Below are 17,271 nucleotides of genomic sequence, written 5' to 3'. Positions count from 1 at the left end.
TCGAGAGGGGATGTTCGAGCAAGCATCAGCGACAGGGCTACCCAAGTTTGTCGAGCAGGAATGAGCTGACCGTTCCTGTAGCAAAGTTATGGCTTGACTCTGGACCTAGATCAAAGGTCTAGACTTGCCCTATGGACACTCAAAGCACACCCATGACCATCGGGGCCGTCGCCAAGCGCGTCGGCGTGGCGATCGACACCATTCGTTATTACGAGCGCGAAGGATTGTTGCCCGAGCCGCTGCGGCGTGCGTCGGGCTATCGCAGCTACGACGTCAGCGCCGTACGGCAGCTTCGCTTTATCCGGCGGGCCAAGGATCTTGGCTTCACCCTGGAGGAGATTCGCGACCTGCTCGCCCTGTCTGCCGACCGGCAGCGTGGCGTAAAGGCGGTGAAGAAGCGCGCGCAGGAGCGCCTCGCAGCGATCGACGCGCGCATTGCCGAACTGACCCGCGTGCGCGATGGGCTGGAGCAACTGGTCGACGCCTGTCCCGGTCACGGTTCGCCGGATCAATGCCCGATCCTGCGCGCGCTGGCTGACGAGGAGGGCGAGGCATGAGCGCCAGCCAGCAAGGATGTCGTGGCGCGAAGGCGGGGGCGGTCGAACCGGCAGAGACATCATGCTGTAGCGGTGGCGCAGCTTCGTCCACCACGCACGAACACCATCAACACGTGCATCACGATCACGCGGCGCACACGGAAAAGGATCCGGTCCGCGGCATGAGCGTGGATCCGCGCACTACGCCGCATCACGCCGAGCATGGCGGCTTGACGTATCACTTCTGTGCCCAGCGCTGCCGCGAAAAGTTCGTTGCCGATCCAAAGCGTTACCTAAAGGAAAGCCCTGCGTCGGCGCCAGTCGTCGCTGGCGCCATCTATACCTGTCCCATGCATCCGGAGGTACAGCAGGTCGGTCCTGGCCATTGCCCGAAATGCGGCATGGCGTTGGAGCCGATGATGCCAAGCTTGGACGACGACGATGGCCACGAGTTCCGTGCCATGTCGCGCCGATTCTGGACGCTGGCCGCGCTCACGCTGCCGGTGTTCCTGCTGGCGATGGGGCCGCATCTATTCGGTTGGCATTGGCCGGCCCCCTGGGGCGGTACCGCTGCGTGGCTTGAAGCGTTACTGGCTAGCGCCGTGGTGCTGTGGGGTGGCGCACCGTTTTTCGAGCGCGGCTGGCATTCGCTCAAGCCATGGTCACCGAACATGTACACGCTCATTGCGCTCGGCACGGGCGTGGCCTGGTTGTATAGCGCGGTCGCCTTGCTCGCACCGTCGTTGTTCCCCGCAGGCTTCCGCGATATGCATGGTCGCGTGGGCGTGTACTTTGAGTCAGCGGCGGTCATTGTCACCCTGGTCACCCTGGGTGATTTCCTGGAGTTGCGCGCGCGGCGTCGCACCGGCGAAGCGCTCAAGGGCTTGTTGGGGCTGGCGCCGAAAACGGCGCGCCGGGTCGACGCCGACGACCGGGAGCACGATGTGCCGCTGGACGATGTGCATGTCGGTGACACGCTGCGTGTTCGTCCCGGCGAGAAAGTGCCGGTTGATGGTGTGGTGCTCGACGGCAGCAGTCATGTCGATGAATCCATGCTCACCGGTGAACCGTTGCCGGTGACCAAGGCCAAAGGCGAGCGCCTCACGGGCGGCACCATCAACCAGGATGGCGCGCTGTTGATGCGTGCGGAATGGGTGGGTGCAGAAACCATGCTGGCGCAGATCGTGGCGCTGGTGGCACAAGCCCAACGCAGCAAGGCGCCGCTGCAGCGCGTGGCCGATCGGGTGGCGGCATGGTTCGTACCGGCGGTGGTGGCGGTCGCCGCGTTGGCGTTTGCGGGCTGGGCGATGCTGGGACCGGATCCGCGTCTGGCCCATGCATTGATTGCCGCCGTGTCCGTGCTGATCATCGCCTGTCCCTGCGCGCTGGGTTTGGCCACGCCAATCTCGATCATGGTAGCCAGCGGTCGCGCGGCGCAGAACGGCGTGTTGTTCCGCGATGCGGTCGCCATCGAATCCCTGCGCGGGATCGACACCTTGGTGGTGGACAAGACCGGGACGCTGACCGAAGGCCGGCCAGCGCTGACCGAGGTCGTCAGCCTGGGCGCCCATGCGAGCGAAGCACTGCTGGCGATGGCGGCGGCGCTGGAGAAACCCAGCGAGCATCCGCTGGCACGCGCCATCCTTGCGGGCGCGGAAGCGGCTGGCGTCACCGTGCCGGGCGTATCCCACTTCCGCACGCTGACCGGCGCTGGTGTGGAAGGCGACGTGCAAGGTCATGCTGTAGCCTTGGGCAATCTGCGCCTGCTTTCGAACATCGGCGTCCAGCTCGATGACACGGCGCGCACGCGCGCTGATGTATTCCGAGCCGAAGCCGCCACCGTCATGTATGTGGTCGTCGACGGTGAGCTGGCGGGGCTGATCGCCGTCGCCGATCGCATCAAGCCAAGCACGCCGCAGGCGATCCGCGACCTGCATGCGGCCGGCCTGCGCGTGGTGATGCTTACTGGTGACAACGCCATCACGGCCAATGCCGTGGCGAGCGCGCTGGGTATCGACGAAGTGCATGCGGATGTGTCGCCCGTCGACAAGGCCGCGGTGGTCCAGCGCCTGCGTGCGGAGGGGAAGCGCGTGGCGATGGCCGGCGACGGCATCAACGACGCACCGGCACTGGCCGCCGCCGATGTTGGTATCGCGATGGGTAGCGGCACCGATGTCGCGATGGAAAGCGCCCAGGTGACCCTGGTGAAGGGCGAGCTCACGGCCATCGTGCGGGCCCGCGCGCTGTCGCAGGCGACGGTGCGCAATATCCGTCAGAACTTGTTCTTTGCCTTTATCTACAACGCGGTGGGCGTGCCGCTGGCTGCGGGCCTACTGTATCCGCTGCTGGGCGTGATGCTGTCGCCGATGGTGGCGGCGCTGGCGATGAGCCTGTCGTCCGTGTCGGTGGTGGGGAACGCCTTGCGGCTGCGCCGTGTGTCGTTGTGATGATTGTCACCCGCAATGACTGACGGGTTTCCCTGCCGCGCGTAACGGGCGAAGCCGATGATTCCTCCCGCACCGATGGGGTGCGGGAGGGGACAGCATGAACATCATCGACAACACGCGCAGCACCTTGGAAAAGCACATGCCTCTGTTATTGGGGTTGCTGGTAGCGCTGCTGGCGGCACGCGCACTGAAGAAAATGTTCTGGATGGCATTCGGGATGTACTGGGTGTTGCGCGCCAGCGGGGTTCATTGGTGGGGTTGAAGCTCTTGTTTGCGCCATACCGTCATTCCAGAGGCTCACAACAGCCGACGGGCTGTTCAAGCTGGGGTCCAGCGGCGGTGCTTCAAAGTCGTCGCTTTGGGCGAATGGCCATGCAAGACCGTGTTGGAACGAAGGCCCGCCCTGGCGCGCCTTTGCCATTCTTATGTAGGAGCGCACCTTGTGCGCGATCACGGCGTCACCGCCTCGTCGGCTTTTCGCGCACAGGGTGCGCTCCTACACGTGGGCGTCCGCTGGATGCCGGGAATCCTTGCCGATGGCAGGCATGCTTTAAGCTGTGCACCCGTTTCACCCCCGGAAGCTGTTGGATGCCCGCCAGTCAGTCCCTGATCGAGCGCTACTGCGCTGCATTCGACCGTGCCGCTGCCAGAGTACCGGGCGCATGACCCGCACACTCGACGAATGGCTGGCGTACCAGGAACGCGTCAATGTACGCAGCATCGAGCTGGGCCTCGACCGCGTGCGCGCGGTATGGCAGCGCATGGGCGCGCCGGCGCCGGCGCGACGGATCATCACCGTCGGTGGCACCAACGGCAAGGGTTCCACCGTGGCCATGCTGGAGGCGATGCTGTCTGCCGCAGGGGCTCGCGTGGGCTGCTATACCTCGCCGCATCTGCTGCATTACCGCGAGCGCGTGCGCATCGACGGTGCCGATGCGGATGACAACCTTCTGATCGCGAGCTTTGAGCGCATCGAGGCGGCTCGCGGTGATATCCCCCTTACGTATTTCGAGTTTGGCACGCTGGCGGCACTCGACTTGTTCGCACGTGCCGATCTCGACGTCGCCGTGCTCGAGGTGGGGCTGGGCGGGCGCCTGGACGCGGTGAATATCGTCGATGCCGACGTGGCCATCATCACCACCGTCGATCTCGATCATATGGACTGGCTGGGTCCGGATCGCGACACCATCGGCGTGGAGAAGGCCGGCATCGCGCGCGCCGGCCGGCCGGCCATCGTTGGAGAACTCGATCCTCCGGCAGGCTTGATCGAGGCGCTGAATCGCATTGGCGCCCGGATGGTGCGGGCCGGCGCGGATTTCACGGTCGAGCGCCTGGCCGAAGGCTGGCGTTGGCGTCATCTCGACCGCAGCACGCTGGCGTTGCCTGATCCCGCACTCGCCGCGCCGGTTCAATACGCGAACGCCGCAGCCGCCATCGCCGGCTTGCACGCCTTGCGCGCCATCGATACGCCGTTGGCTGCCATCGATCTGCAGGCCGTGGCCGCGATCGGCTTGCGTACGGCGAGGGTGGCGGCACGTCTGCAGTCGTTGGGTGGCGATCCCGTCCTGATCATCGATGTGGGGCACAACCCGCAGGCGGCTCGCGCGCTGGCCGACTGGTTGGATGCGCAGCCTGGCGGTCGCGTGCATGCCGTCTATGGGGCGCTGTCGGACAAGGACGTGGGTGGAGTGATGCGGGCGCTTGGTTCGCGGATCGATCACTGGCACCTCGCCGGGTTGGAGCGCGACACACCGCGTGGCCTGTCCGCGAGCGTACTGGCGGAACAATTGACACTGGCGCTGCCGCTAGCGCACTTCGACGTGCACGAGAACGTGTCGATGGCACTCGCCGCTGCGCGCGCAATGGCGCAACCGGGCGAACGCGTGCTGGCTTTCGGCTCTTTTTTCGTGGCAGCGGCCGTGCTTGCTGAATCGCGGTGATGGGTTTCAGCCTGATCGGCGACTCAGACAGGTATAATCCCGCCGTTCTCGCACCGCGCCCGCCTTGGAGCCTGTCTTGAAAACACGTCTGCTGGGAGCTGCCGTTCTTATTGCGCTGGCGGTCCTTTTTGTGCCGATGTTCTTCTCCAGCAGCCCGCCGAGCAGCAGTGCCGACGAATCAGTAAGCCTCGCCATCCCGCCCGCGCCCGATCGCGATCTGCAGACCAAGACCATGAGCCTGACGCCGGGGGTTGCGACGCCGTCCAGCGCAGCGCCGGCGCCCAAGCCGGCCATCGACGTGACCAAGGCGCCGGCCGCGACGCCGGCGGCTACCGATCAGTTGGCCACGGTGAATATTGGCTCCAGCCGCCCGCGTGATGTGGAGATCGACCCCGCCGCAGGTCAGAAGCCGGAGCCGACCACGGTCACCAAGGGTGGCACCACGGTGCCGCAGCCGGTGATCCCGGCGCAGGCCACGCCGACGGCGTCCGCCGCCAAGCCGGGCAAGGCCGGTGCCACCCCCGCGATGCCGGCTCAGACGACGGACCCGCAGCCGGCAACCGCAGCGGCGACCGCCGCGCACGGCCAGTATTCGATCAATCTCAGCGCCTATGCGTCACCGGCCAGCGCGCAGGGCCTGATCCAGCGCGTGCACGCGCTGGGTTATCCGGTATCGGGGCGTGCCATCACCCAGGCCGGCAAGCAGCTGACCATGGTCACGGCGGGCCCGTTCGAGTCGCGCGCCGCGGCCGAATCCGCCCGCCTGAAGATCAGCCAGACCATTCCGGGCGCGCCCGCGCGCCTCGAAAGCAGCGCTGCCACGCCGACGCAGGACGACATGCCAGTCGCCAAGCCGGCCAGTGCCGCCAATACGACAGCTGTGTCGAGTGCGTCGAGTGCGTCGGGTGCGGGCGCTTGGGCGGTGCAGGTGGCGGCGATGGGCAGCCAGGCCGATGCCAATGCGCTGCGCGACAAGCTGCGCGCCAACGGTTTCGATGGCTATGTCGATACGGTCAATGCCAGCGGCAAGCAGCTGTGGCGCGTACGTGCGGGCCCGCAGACACAGCGTGCTGACGCGGTGCGGATACGCGACCAGATCAAGACCAAGCTCGGTGTCGACGGCAACGTCGTCAGCGCCCCCTGAACATTTTGAACGGGTGACCCGGTGAATTGGGCCGACTACATCATCCTTGCCGTCCTTGGCCTGTCGGTCTTGATTGGTCTATGGAGAGGCCTCATTTCGGAGGTGTTGGGGCTGGTGGTGTGGGCGGTGGCATTCTGGGTGGCCTGGACGTTTGGTCCCAGCGTCGCGGGCTACTTCGAACACAGCATCCAATTGCCGTCGGCGCGGATTGTGGTGGGTTACGGCATTTGTTTCCTCGCCGTGTTGATCGCTGGAGCGTTATTGCGTTTCCTGGTGAGCAAGCTGGTCGAAGGCACCGGTCTATCCGGTACCGATCGACTGCTTGGCATGTTGTTCGGCTTCGCCCGTGGTGTATTGCTGGTGACGCTGGCGGTGTTTCTGCTTGGGTTTACCGCGTTCATTCGCGACCCGTGGTGGCACGAATCGGTTTTATTGCCGCAGTTCAAGGAAGTGGCTGCGTGGCTGGGAGAGCGGGTGCCGGACAGTGTCCGTCATTACCTCAATCCCCCAGCGCTGCTGGATCATCTTCCCGCCTTGCCGGCGGTTGTGCCGGGCGCTTTACCAGCGACTGAGCACAAAGCCCACCCGGCGGCCGCCTCCACGGCCGCTACTGCGACGACTTTCTAAATACAGGCAACAACCATGTGCGGAATCATCGGTATCGTCGGCACCACAGAGGTCGCCGCGTCACTCTATGACGGTTTGACCGTGTTACAGCACCGTGGCCAGGACGCTGCCGGTATTGCCACCGTCGATGGCGCGCGACTGCGCCTGCACAAGGGCAATGGCCTCGTGCGCGACGTGTTCAGCCAAAGCGCGATGGTTGGCCTGCGCGGCAACATCGGCATCGGTCATTGCCGTTATCCCACGGCCGGCTCGGAAGGCTCGGCCGAGGCGCAGCCGTTCTACGTAAACTCGCCCTACGGCATCGCTTTCGCCCACAACGGCAATCTGGTGAACACCGAGACGCTGCGTCGCGAGATGTTCGAAGACGATCGCCGCCATATCAACACCGATTCCGATTCCGAAGTGCTGCTCAACGTGCTGGCGCACGAGTTGCAGATCCAGGACCGGATGGCGCTGACGCCCGACCATATCTTCAAGGCAGTCGCCGGTGTGCATCGCCGCGCGCGCGGCGGTTATGCCTGCATCGCCCTGGTGCTTGGCTACGGCCTGCTGGCGTTCCGCGATCCCAATGGCATCCGTCCGCTGGTGCTGGGTGAGCGCATCACCTCGGAAGGAAAGGAATATGCCGTGGCCTCCGAGTCGGTGGCGCTGGATATCCTCGGCTTCAAGCGTCTGCGCGACGTGGCGCCGGGCGAAGCCGTGTTCATCACCAACGACGGCCAGCTGCATGCGCGTCATTGCGCGGAAGATGCGGTGCACGCACCCTGCATCTTCGAATACGTCTACCTGGCCCGCCAGGACTCGATGATCGAGAACGTGTCGGTGTACAAGGCCCGTCTGCGCATGGGCCAGAAGCTGGCTGAGAAAATCCTGCGCGAGCGGCCGGACCACGGCATCGACGCGGTGATCCCGATTCCGGATACCGCGCGTACTGCGGCGTCGGCACTGGCCGAAGCACTTGGCGTGCCGTTCCGCGAGGGCTTCGTGAAGAACCGCTACATCGGCCGCACCTTCATCATGCCGGGGCAGGGCGAGCGCGTGAAATCGGTGCGCCGCAAGCTCAATCCGGTGGAGCTGGAGTTCCGCAAGAAGAATGTGCTGCTGGTGGACGACTCGATCGTGCGTGGCACCACCTCGCGCCAGATCATCCAGATGGCCCGCGATGCCGGCGCCAGGAACGTGTATTTCGCTTCCGCGGCGCCGCCGGTGCGCTATCCGAATGTGTACGGCATCGACATGCCGGCCGCCTCGGAGCTGGTCGCCGCCGGCCATACCGAGAAGGAAGTGGAGAAGGTGCTGGGCGCCGATTGGCTGATCTACCAGGATCTGGCTGATCTGGTCTGGGCCGTGCAGGACGGCAACGAGAACCTGAAGCAGTTCGACACCTCCTGCTTCTCGGGCGAATACGTCACCGGCCTGGAAAAGCACTACCTGGAGCAGATCGAAATGCTCCGCTCCGACGACGCCAAGGCCTCCCGCCGCACGGCGTGATGCATTTGAACCCTCTCCCCTCCGGGGAGAGGGTAGGCTGAGGGGCTGGTGCTCTCGACAAACTCCATGACGACCGACCTCCACGCCGCCGCCAAGCGCTGCCTCGACGCCACCGACCCGGTCGAGAAACTGCGCCTGACCCACGCCGCGTGGGAGGCGTTTCAATCCGGGACCTTGCGTCCGGATCCGAGCGCACCGCCGCCCGCACCCATCGGCGCGCCAGGACGTCCAGCCAGGCCGCAACTGGTGCCTCAACGCCAGGTGCCGCAACGTGGCCTAGGCACGCCGGAAGGGCGTGTCGCGTTGGTGCATGCCGTGGCGCATATCGAGTTCAACGCCATCAATCTGGCGTGGGACGCGGTGTATCGCTTTCGCGGCAAACCGGATGCGTATTACCGCGACTGGGCCAGCTGCGCCCACGACGAGGCGCGACATTTCGCCATGTTGTCGGCGCGCCTGGCCGAACTGGGTCACGCCTATGGCGACTTCGACGCACATAACGGCCTGTGGGAAATGGCCGAGAAAACCGCCGGCAACGACACGGCACGCATGGCACTGGTGCCGCGTGTACTCGAAGCGCGTGGACTGGACGTCACGCCCAGCATGATCGAGCGCCTGAACTCGGTGGGTGATCGACGTACCGTAGCGATCCTGGAAGTCATCCTGCGCGAAGAGGTAGCCCACGTGGCCGCGGGTACGCGCTGGTTCCGCCATTGCTGCGAACGCGATGGGATCGATCCGCGCGAGGCGTTCATCGATCTGCTGCGCAGGTATATGGGGCGCACCTTGCGCGGCCCCTTCAATCGTCCTGCACGCTTGGAAGCGGGCTTCGACGACGAAGAACTGGACCGGCTGGCCGCGCTGGCGCTGGAAGCCTGAGGCACCTTAAATAGCGTTTTGGGGCATTGGCCAGGCGCAGGGCACTTGACTATCGATTAACCAAATGGTTAATTGAAAGCATGCCCATGGAACAAGACCCGCTGTCTGCCACCTTTGCGGCGCTTGCCGATCCGACCCGCCGCGCGATCCTGGCGCGTCTCGCCGAAGGCGAAGCCACGGTCGGTGACCTCGCCAGTCCTTTCAGCATCTCGGCACCTGCCATTTCGCGACATCTGCGTGTACTGGCGGATGCCGGCCTGATCGAACGTGAAATCGATGCGCGCTGGCGCATCTGCCATCTGCGCGCTGATGCCTTGCGCGGTGCGCATGACTGGCTCGAGACCTATCGGCGCCATTGGGAGGACAACCTCGATCGCCTGGTCGAATTCGTCGAACGCACGCACGGCGCGGCGACGCACGCTGCCCCTGTACGGAGAAAAAAGTCATGACTCAAGCCGCCACCTTCCAACTGGAAATGACCCGCTTCATCCGCGCGCCGCGCGAGCGGGTATTCGACGCATTCACCCATCAGGATGCGCTGGCTGCATGGCACTGCCCGCGCGGCATGCATGTCTCCGATGTCAGCGCCGATGCGCGCGTGGGCGGCCGCTATCGCATCGCCATGACAGCGCGGGATGGAACATGCTTTATCGTCGGCGGCGAGTATCAATCGCTCGATCGTGCGGACTTTCTCGCCTACACCTGGACCTGGGAGCGAGGTGCCATGCCGCCCGATCGGGTCACCCTGATCGAGGTGACGCTCATCGCGCGCGATGGCGGCACCGCCTTGCATATGCGGCATACCGGCTTCCCCGATGCGATGACGCGGGATGGCCATATTCCGGGTTGGCAGTCGGTTTTCAATCGCTTGTCCGATTACCTGGACCCTGCCGGCAGTGCGGGCACGCTGACCGTCATTGGCGACCCGCGCAGCAGCTATTGTCGAACGGTGCGCATGGCGCTGGCCGAGAAGGGCGTGGCCTATACGCTGCAGCCGGCCGCTCCGCACACGCCGGACATCGCCGACCATCATCCATTCGGCCGCATTCCCGTGCTGCGCGACGGCGACCTGGAGTTGTACGAGACACGAGCCATCCTCGGCTATATCGACGAGGCCTTTGACGGACCCGGCCTGCTGCCGACGGGGCCGGCCGCGATTCGCGCGCGTGGCGAGCAGTGGATCAGCGTGATCAATTGCTACACCTATGACGCCATGGTCCGGCGCTATGTGCTGCAGTACATCTTCCCCAAGGGAGCCGATGGTCAGCCTGATCGCGCCGCGATTGACGCGGCTGTGCCGGAGGTGGACCGCCAGCTCGGGCTATTCGATGACGCTTACGGCGCGCGTGATTATCTCGCCGGCTCCGCGCCCTCCATGGCTGACTATCTGTTGGCGCCGATCCTGTTCTACGTCGACGCGTTTCCCGAGGGCAGTGCCATGCTCGACAAATACCCGAACGTGCGGCGCGCGCAGGCGGCGATGCGCGCGCGACCCAGTTTCACGGCGACGCAGCCACCTCCCGCCCATTGACGCTTGTGCGGGACTCTCTCATCCGTAGTTCCTGTGACTCACGAGGAGATCAACCCATGAATGCGATGTCTGGAAAACTCGTCTGGGTCGAGCATGCCAGTGCGGACCCTGGCAAAGCGCGCGCGTTCTATGAGGCGCTGTTCGGCTGGACCTGCTCGGCGATGGAAGTGGCTGGCAGCAATTATCAGGTCATCAGCAATGCAGGGGAGGGCATCGGCGGCTATCGACCTGCGCAGGAGGGGGAGCCCTGCAACTGGGGCATTTATCTCAGCGTTGCGGATGTCGACAAGAGCTATGCGCAGGCTCTGCTGGCCGGTGCCCAGCCGTGGATGCCACCTACCGATTTTGCGCCCGTCGGCCGTGGTGCCACCTTGCTCGATCCGGTGGGCGCGACAGTGTCGATCTGGCGCAGCGCGGGAGAAGATCGCGCCGACGCCGATGTGCCGCCGGGCCACTGGTGCTGGCACGAGTTGCAAGCGAGCGATCCGCTGAAGGCGCTCGCGTTCTACGAAGGACTGTTCGGCCTTTCGCATGACGACGTACCGATGAGCGATGGCGCTTATTACGTGATGAAGAACGGCGATAACCGGCGCGGCGGCATCATGAAGTCGTTCAGTCCCGATGCGGCATCCATGTGGCTGCCTTATGTGCATGTCGCTGACGTGGACGCCTGCACGGCAAAAGCAAAATCTTTGGGCGCCGACATGTGCGTGCCGCCTACGGATATCCCCGGCATTGGCCGCTTCTCTGTACTGAGCGATCCACAAGGTGCATCGCTCGCGGTATTTCTTCCATTGGGGCGGTGACTCAACACATCTTTCAAGAACCTCCACCCTGCAGGCGCAATACCGGCAGGGTGGGCAGCCACGTGATTACGCGCGCGCCGCGCCGGTAAGGCTGGCGCGGCCGACGCCCTGTCAGGCACCGGTGACCAGGGACGTTTTATCCGTGAGCATTGTCGCGACGTCGCTTTCAGCTGAGTTAAATCCGCACACAGGACTCAATCGAACTCTTCGATCGCGTCGACTCGCGTGGCATAGAACGCAAGGTGATCCTTGATCGCGGAGACGGCGTCGTAGGGATGTTCGTACGTCCACACTGCGTTTATCGTGCGATCGCCGCCGGACGGAATGCTGTAGTAGCTGCATTCGCCCTTGTAGGGGCAGTAAGTGGCGTGATCGGTGCGTTCCAGTGACGCCATGTCGACGTCCTGGCGCGGGATGTACTGCACCGCGGGATAGCTGGCCTCTTGCAGCGTAAGCGCGTTTCGCGTGTCGGCAATGACTCGTCCGGCGACCTTCACGACGATGCGATGGGTGTTGCGTTCAATCGTGATGGGATGATCTGGTCCCGGAATCCTGACGACGCGGGCGGTACCTGTGCTGGGGAGTTCCATGGTCGTATCTCCTATGGCGATAGGGGCATCGGTGCGCCGCCCGGTCTCGTAAAGGGAAAAGCGGCGCAAGGGCCATCGATAGTGATCGCTTGGGGTTCTTGGCAAACCGGTCGGCAAGGGCGGTGCCCAGTGATCCATGGTGGCAGTGAAGGGTTCGTTGAGGACAACGGAAAAAAGCGATATCTCGCCCACAACGTCATCTCAGCGTCGGCTGGGATGACGATCAAGGCGAAGTGGCTTTCACGCTGTTCGAACGTGTCCTGCGGCGATTTCCAACAGGCTCTAAGATCCCGTAGGGCGCTCCGCCCCAGGCGCCGTTGCGAAAGCCATGAGCCAGATCGGAAAGCCTCCCTGCGATAACGGCGTCATCCTGTATGGCGACGCGGCGAAGCCATGCTCGTCGCCCTCGCGGCACTGGACGCTGGTTGCCGCGGTGCTCGGTTCCAGCCTGGCTTTCATCGATGGCACGGTCGTCAACGTCGCCTTGCCTGCGATCCAGCGTGAGCTGGGTGCCACGACGTCGGACGCGCAGTGGATCATGGAGTCGTATGCGTTGTTTCTCGCATCGCTGCTGTTGGTAGGTGGCGTGCTTGGTGATCGATTTGGGCGCAAGCGGATTTTCATGATCGGTACCGGCCTGTTCACGCTGGCGTCGATCGGCTGTTCGTTGTCGACGGCCATCGGTCCACTGATTGCCGCAAGGGCGTTCCAGGGCATCGGCGCCGCGCTGCTGGTACCGGGCAGCCTTGCACTTATCAGCGCCACCTTTCCGCAGTCGGAGCGTGGCGCAGCCATCGGCACCTGGTCGGCATTCACCGGCATCACGGCGGCGATCGGGCCAGTCATCGGCGGTTTTCTGGTCGAACACTATTCGTGGAACTGGGCCTTCCTGGTGAATGCGCCGCTTGGCGTCGTGCTGCTGGTGATGTGCGCCGCGAAGGTTCCCGAGAGCAGGGGCGGGGAAGGTGGCGGAGCCATCGACGTCGCGGGTGCGGGCCTGGCAACGGTTGGGCTGGCGGGCGTGGTGTTCGCTTTCATCGAGGCGCCCTCGCGGGGCTGGGCGGCGACTCCTGTCTGGATGGCCGCCGTCGCTGGCGTGCTTGCGTTCTTGTTATTCGTTCGCGTTGAGGCGCGCAGTGCGTCGCCGATGTTGCCGCTGGGATTGTTTCGCAATCGCAATTTCGCCGGGGCCAATGTACTGACCTTGCTGCTCTACGCGGCGCTGGGTGGCAGCCTGTTCTTTCTGCCGCTCAATTTGATCCAGGTACAGGGCTATGGCGCTACCGCAGCAGGTGCAGCGCTGCTGCCATTTATCGCCATCATCTTCATGCTATCCCGCTGGGCGGGAGGACTGGTCGATCGGTTTGGCTCGAAGTTGCCACTCGTCGTGGGGCCGGTGATAGCCGCCTGCGGATTCGCGATGTTCGCCGTACCCTCGGTTGGCAGCCATTATTGGACGGCATTCTTCCCGGCGATCTGCATGCTTGGCGTCGGCATGAGTATCACCGTGGCGCCATTGACCGCCACGGTGATGAATGCCGTTGGCGAAGAGCTCGCGGGAACGGCCTCCGGCGTGAACAACGCGGTATCGCGTACTGCATCCTTGCTGGCGATTGCCGTGTTCGGCATCGTCTTGACCCTGACTTTCAATAACCGCTTGAACGAACAGCTGGCGACCTTGCACGCGCCGACAGAGCTTGTTTCTTCCATCATGGGGCAACGCGAGAAGCTCGCCGGCATCATCGTTCCGGATGGCTACCCCGAAGCGACGAGGTCCGCGTTGAAGCGCGCCGTGGATCTGTCGTTCATCGCGGGATTTCGGCGGGTCATGCTGATTTCTGCCGCCTTGGCGCTGTTCAGCGCCGTCAGCGCCGGCGTGTTTATCAAGGGGAAGAATCCTTGACGCTTGGACTTGCTTCGGCGCCTACTGCCGCGCCTCGATGCGCAGTCCGCGGGGCGTAAGCCATCGCTCGACGCCTTCGAACAGGCCTTGCACAAGCAAAGCGAGCACGGCAGAAGGCACGGCCCCTTCCAGAATCAGCCCGATATTGTCCAGGCGGATACCGGTGAGGATCGGTTGGCCATATCCGCCGGCTCCAATCAACGCAGCGAGCGTGGCGGTACCGACATTGATGACCGCTGCGGTCTTGATGCCGGCAAGAATCGATCGCGTCGCCATGGGGAGTTCCACGCGACGCAGTCGCACGCTGCCCGGGAGGCCCAGTGCAGCAGCGGATTCGCGAAGCTCGAGCGGAATGTCGAGCAAGCCCGCATGCGTGTTGCGCACGATGGGTAGCAGGCTGTAGAGGAAGAGAGCGGCAATGGCCGGCCAGGTTCCAATGCCGAGCAGCGGTATCATGAAGACGAACATCGCCAGCGACGGCACGGTCTGCAGGATCCCGGTAAGGCCGATGATCAGCTGCCCCGCGCGTTTCCATCGCGCCGACAGAATGCCCAGCGGGATCGCCAGCAGCACGGCCAGGCCAAGCGACAGTGCGACCAATTTGACGTGCTCCACGCTGCGCTGCCAAAGGCGCTGCCAGAACCCGTCATGGTCGCCAGCAGGTGCAACGGATAGAAAGCGCGCGGCGACCTCAGTCTCGCTCATGCCATCGAGCTTCACCTCGGCATTCATGCGTTGCATCGCAGGTTCATCGATGCGCCCGCCAAGCTTGCGCAAGGCAGCGATGAACCTGGGAGCGCTTCGCTCCAGTTCCAGTCGATAGAGGAAGACCGCCTCATAGCGCGGAAAGTAGTGGCGATCGTCGTTGAGAGTTTTCAGGTGGTAGTAAGGAATTTCCGCATCGGTGCTGTAGAGATCGATGGCGTCGACGGCGCCGCTGGCTACGGCACGATAGGACAGCGTGTGATCCAGGCCGCGCACTTGCGTCTGGGCGAGGCCATAGCGCAGGCGGACACCGGGCCAGCCATCCGCGCGATCCATGAATTCATTGGAGAAGCCGAAGCGCAGCTCGGGGTGCATCGCCAGATCGGATATCTGCGTGATGTGGAGCTGCGCCGCGCGATGCTCCTGCATGCCGATCGCATAGGTGTCGCTGAAGCCAAGCGACTCGGTAATGCCAATGCCGAGCGGCGCCAGTTTCTCGCGCAGTGCGGGAATGTCGGCGTCGGGGGCAACATCTCTCAACAGCTCGTGGGTAATCGTGCCGGTATATTCCGGGTAGGCGTCGATATCGCCATGCTGAAGCGCGCTCCATAGGATGCTGGTGCCGCCCAGCTCCCGCTGGTGCCTGGCGTCGACGCCGGCTTCCTGGGCGTTGAGTCTCGCCAACTCGCTCAGAATCACCGACTCGGTAAATTGCTTCGAGCCGATGCGTACCGGCGCTGCCCATGCAAGCACGGGCAGCATGGCCAGCACGGTGAGCAGCGCGCGCTTCATGCGGATGCCTCGGGCAAGTATCGCTGCGCCCTTACGAAACGAGTGACGAACTCGTCTTCCGGTCGGTCGCAGAAATCGGTGAGGTGACCATCCTGCAGGACCTTGCCGTCGCGGAACAGCACCAGACGCTCGGCAAACCATGCCGCTTCGGCCAGGTCATGGGTGACGACGATCACGGTCTTCCCCAACTGGCTGAAGATGCGCTTGAGTTCGTCCTGCAGCTCATGCCGGACGAGTGGGTCGAGTGCGCCCAAGGGTTCGTCGAGGAGCAGGGCGTCGGGATCGAGCATCAGTGCGCGCATCAACGCGACACGCTGGCGCTGGCCGCCGGAGAGTTCGGCGGGGTAACGCTCCAAAACGTCGTGCGAAAGATGGGTGAGCTCGGCCAGCTCCTGTGCCCGCGCGAGTACCTGCGCGGTCGTCCACCCCATATGACGTGGCAGCAGCGCAAGGTTGCCCAGCACGGTAAGGTGTGGAAACAGGCCGCCATCCTGGATCACATAGCCAACCCGCCGCCTCAATTCCAACACCTCGGTACGCCGAAGAATCTCGCCGCCCGTTCTGACCACACCCTCGTCGGGCCAATCCAGCCCAAGCAACAGGCGCAGGACGGTCGATTTGCCCGCGCCACTGCTGCCGATCAAGGCGGTCGTGCTTCCTGCGGCGAAGCTGAGAGTGACCTCGTCGAGTGCGACGACGGAACCATAGCGCTTGCTCACGCGCTCCAGGGCGAAAGCGACCGGTAGCGCCGTATCAGCGCCGAACAAGGTATTCCCCGGCGCGGCACGGCCATCGCCCGCATGCGTACCTCCGGTGGGATGGACCGGAGGTCTTCGAAACGAGGCCACGGTAGCGGCAAGCGTGCGACATGGGCCAGGACTCTACCTTAAGCCCTTACAAGCAGCTACACGCGTGGGCTTGTGCTAAAGGAGCGGAGCCAATCCGTCAGGGCGGTTTGCATAGGCCACCGCGTCATGCGCATGAAGACTCTCGTGGTGCGCTATACGGATGCTGAAATCGGCGATGCTTTCATCGAGCAGGAGCGCGTTCTGTATCCGGCGCGCGGCGTCTTCGCAGAACATCAGGTTGCTGCCATTGGCGTGCGCGAAGGCCTGCTCGTCCTCACGTTTGACCGCCGTCTGGACGGGCGTTCCTAGCGCCTGCTCCGCGCGATCGAGCAGGTCGATCAGCTTGATGGGGGCGCCGTCCACGAAGCGCACCCGCAACCGAGCGGTGCTGCGCTGCGCATGCGGCGTCGCGAGTATGCCGCGTTCGCTTCCCAGCCATGCCATGACCGTAGCGTGATCCAGCTGGCTCTTGGGGTCGAAATCATCGGCAAACTGCTGTTGGATGAGCTGACGTGACAGTGCCGCCGATGCCGGGCAAGTCGATGAATAGGTGACCTCGGTGCCAAGCACGAGACGGAAGCCCTGGATGCCCCGGGTTGCTTCGATCAGCACGGGATACGCTCGCCATCCCCGGTTGTCGCTGCGAAGAGCGGCGCGACGCACAAGATGTTCGAAGCGAATGCTGATGCGCGCACGGTCGGCCACGTCAACGTGTGCTTGCATGAGTGCGCTCAGCAGATGCTCCAGTACCTCGCCGTCGATGATCTTGCCACCCAGGTGTCGGTCCAGTAGTCGATACAGGCGCGACCTACGGATGCCTCGCGGTTTCCCGCAGGCGAGGCCGACGAAGGCGTCCACCTTGGCGCGTGACCGCTGCAGGTCTCCGTCGCCCGCATCGAAGCTCAAGGGCAGGTCGATGCCTTCTACGCCAGCCCAGTGCGGCAGGATCTCCAAGGCGACCGGCGCCGGGACGGTGACCTCGGGTAACGGGGGAATGGCGCGCTGTGTGCCTTTCACTATGGGACCCGAATC

The 17,271-nt window shown here is 64.2% G+C and carries 16 protein-coding genes; 12 read left to right on the top strand and 4 right to left on the bottom strand.

Annotated elements, in window-relative coordinates:
• Window positions 1–131 precede the first annotated feature (131 nt).
• From OUZ30_RS12390 to OUZ30_RS12340, 11 genes are all read left to right on the top strand, one after another.
• Window positions 132–557, top strand: a complete 426-nt coding sequence (locus tag OUZ30_RS12390; RefSeq protein WP_266182618.1) for a MerR family transcriptional regulator — start codon at window positions 132–134, stop codon at window positions 555–557.
• A 161-nt stretch (window positions 558–718) separates the two neighbouring features.
• Window positions 719–2,983, top strand: coding sequence for a heavy metal translocating P-type ATPase (locus OUZ30_RS12385; RefSeq protein ID WP_425601520.1), 2,265 nt, complete (start codon window positions 719–721; stop codon window positions 2,981–2,983).
• Between the two features lie 97 nt (window positions 2,984–3,080).
• Window positions 3,081–3,245, top strand: a complete 165-nt coding sequence (locus OUZ30_RS12380; RefSeq protein ID WP_266182616.1) for a hypothetical protein — start codon at window positions 3,081–3,083, stop codon at window positions 3,243–3,245.
• A 400-nt stretch (window positions 3,246–3,645) separates the two neighbouring features.
• Window positions 3,646–4,923 carry a bifunctional tetrahydrofolate synthase/dihydrofolate synthase gene (gene folC, locus OUZ30_RS12375; protein ID WP_266182615.1) on the top strand — a complete coding sequence of 426 codons (1,278 nt, stop codon included), beginning with the start codon at window positions 3,646–3,648 and terminating at the stop codon, window positions 4,921–4,923.
• Window positions 4,924–4,999: 76 nt separating this feature from the next.
• Window positions 5,000–6,067: an SPOR domain-containing protein gene (locus OUZ30_RS12370; RefSeq protein ID WP_266182614.1), complete on the top strand. Its 1,068-nt coding sequence runs from the start codon at window positions 5,000–5,002 to the stop codon at window positions 6,065–6,067.
• A 21-nt stretch (window positions 6,068–6,088) separates the two neighbouring features.
• Window positions 6,089–6,694: a CvpA family protein gene (locus tag OUZ30_RS12365; protein WP_266182613.1), complete on the top strand. Its 606-nt coding sequence runs from the start codon at window positions 6,089–6,091 to the stop codon at window positions 6,692–6,694.
• A gap of 15 nt (window positions 6,695–6,709) precedes the next feature.
• Window positions 6,710–8,185, top strand: a complete 1,476-nt coding sequence (gene purF, locus OUZ30_RS12360) for an amidophosphoribosyltransferase (RefSeq protein ID WP_266182612.1) — start codon at window positions 6,710–6,712, stop codon at window positions 8,183–8,185.
• Window positions 8,186–8,251: 66 nt separating this feature from the next.
• Window positions 8,252–9,064 (top strand): ferritin-like domain-containing protein, encoded by an 813-nt coding sequence (locus OUZ30_RS12355; protein ID WP_266182611.1) that lies wholly within the window; start codon window positions 8,252–8,254, stop codon window positions 9,062–9,064.
• A gap of 86 nt (window positions 9,065–9,150) precedes the next feature.
• A complete protein-coding gene (locus OUZ30_RS12350) occupies window positions 9,151–9,513 on the top strand; it encodes an ArsR/SmtB family transcription factor (RefSeq protein ID WP_266182610.1) in 363 nt (120 codons plus the stop codon).
• On the top strand, window positions 9,510–10,595 hold the full coding sequence (locus OUZ30_RS12345) for an SRPBCC domain-containing protein (protein ID WP_266182609.1): 1,086 nt from the start codon (window positions 9,510–9,512) through the stop codon (window positions 10,593–10,595). The genes OUZ30_RS12350 and OUZ30_RS12345 overlap by 4 nt, the downstream gene beginning before the upstream one ends.
• 56 nt (window positions 10,596–10,651) lie before the next feature.
• Window positions 10,652–11,401 carry a VOC family protein gene (locus OUZ30_RS12340; RefSeq protein ID WP_266182608.1) on the top strand — a complete coding sequence of 250 codons (750 nt, stop codon included), beginning with the start codon at window positions 10,652–10,654 and terminating at the stop codon, window positions 11,399–11,401.
• A gap of 194 nt (window positions 11,402–11,595) precedes the next feature.
• Here OUZ30_RS12340 and OUZ30_RS12335 read toward each other — a convergent pair whose 3' ends face one another.
• Window positions 11,596–11,991 (bottom strand): DUF427 domain-containing protein, encoded by a 396-nt coding sequence (locus tag OUZ30_RS12335; protein ID WP_266182607.1) that lies wholly within the window; start codon window positions 11,989–11,991, stop codon window positions 11,596–11,598.
• 328 nt (window positions 11,992–12,319) lie between these two features.
• Between OUZ30_RS12335 and OUZ30_RS12330 the strand changes: the two genes are divergently transcribed.
• Window positions 12,320–13,894, top strand: coding sequence for an MFS transporter (locus OUZ30_RS12330; protein ID WP_266182606.1), 1,575 nt, complete (start codon window positions 12,320–12,322; stop codon window positions 13,892–13,894).
• A gap of 21 nt (window positions 13,895–13,915) precedes the next feature.
• On the opposite strand, the gene OUZ30_RS12325 is transcribed toward OUZ30_RS12330, so the two are convergent.
• The 3 genes from OUZ30_RS12325 to folE2 form a co-directional block, all read right to left on the bottom strand.
• Complete coding sequence (locus tag OUZ30_RS12325; protein ID WP_266182605.1) at window positions 13,916–15,391, bottom strand: ABC transporter permease/substrate-binding protein; 1,476 nt, start codon at window positions 15,389–15,391, stop codon at window positions 13,916–13,918.
• The gene (locus OUZ30_RS12320; protein ID WP_266182604.1) at window positions 15,388–16,158 is read right to left on the bottom strand and encodes an ATP-binding cassette domain-containing protein; all 771 of its coding nucleotides are present in this window, start codon (window positions 16,156–16,158) and stop codon (window positions 15,388–15,390) included. Before OUZ30_RS12320 ends, OUZ30_RS12325 begins: the two co-directional genes overlap by 4 nt.
• A 156-nt stretch (window positions 16,159–16,314) precedes the next feature.
• The gene (gene folE2, locus OUZ30_RS12315) at window positions 16,315–17,256 is read right to left on the bottom strand and encodes a GTP cyclohydrolase FolE2 (protein WP_425601498.1); all 942 of its coding nucleotides are present in this window, start codon (window positions 17,254–17,256) and stop codon (window positions 16,315–16,317) included.
• Between the last annotated feature and the right edge of the window lie 15 nt (window positions 17,257–17,271).

The organism is Dyella humicola (genome assembly GCF_026283945.1).
GTDB classification, from domain to species: Bacteria; Pseudomonadota; Gammaproteobacteria; order Xanthomonadales; family Rhodanobacteraceae; genus Dyella; species Dyella humicola.
Note: the sequence above shows the minus strand (reverse complement) of the source record. Positions and strands in the feature narration are given on the sequence as shown.

Bases quoted from the DNA above. Each gene is read 5' to 3' on its own strand.
- OUZ30_RS12390 (WP_266182618.1), top strand. From the start codon at position 132: ATGGACACTCAAAGCACACCCATGACCATCGGGGCCGTCGCCAAGCGC.
- OUZ30_RS12385 (WP_425601520.1), top strand. From the start codon at position 719: ATGAGCGTGGATCCGCGCACTACGCCGCATCACGCCGAGCATGGCGGC.
- OUZ30_RS12380 (WP_266182616.1), top strand. From the start codon at position 3,081: ATGAACATCATCGACAACACGCGCAGCACCTTGGAAAAGCACATGCCT.
- folC (WP_266182615.1), top strand. From the start codon at position 3,646: ATGACCCGCACACTCGACGAATGGCTGGCGTACCAGGAACGCGTCAAT.
- purF (WP_266182612.1), top strand. From the start codon at position 6,710: ATGTGCGGAATCATCGGTATCGTCGGCACCACAGAGGTCGCCGCGTCA.
- OUZ30_RS12355 (WP_266182611.1), top strand. From the start codon at position 8,252: ATGACGACCGACCTCCACGCCGCCGCCAAGCGCTGCCTCGACGCCACC.
- OUZ30_RS12350 (WP_266182610.1), top strand. From the start codon at position 9,151: ATGGAACAAGACCCGCTGTCTGCCACCTTTGCGGCGCTTGCCGATCCG.
- OUZ30_RS12345 (WP_266182609.1), top strand. From the start codon at position 9,510: ATGACTCAAGCCGCCACCTTCCAACTGGAAATGACCCGCTTCATCCGC.
- OUZ30_RS12340 (WP_266182608.1), top strand. From the start codon at position 10,652: ATGAATGCGATGTCTGGAAAACTCGTCTGGGTCGAGCATGCCAGTGCG.
- OUZ30_RS12335 (WP_266182607.1), bottom strand. From the start codon at position 11,991: ATGGAACTCCCCAGCACAGGTACCGCCCGCGTCGTCAGGATTCCGGGA.
- OUZ30_RS12330 (WP_266182606.1), top strand. From the start codon at position 12,320: ATGAGCCAGATCGGAAAGCCTCCCTGCGATAACGGCGTCATCCTGTAT.
- OUZ30_RS12325 (WP_266182605.1), bottom strand. From the start codon at position 15,391: ATGAAGCGCGCGCTGCTCACCGTGCTGGCCATGCTGCCCGTGCTTGCA.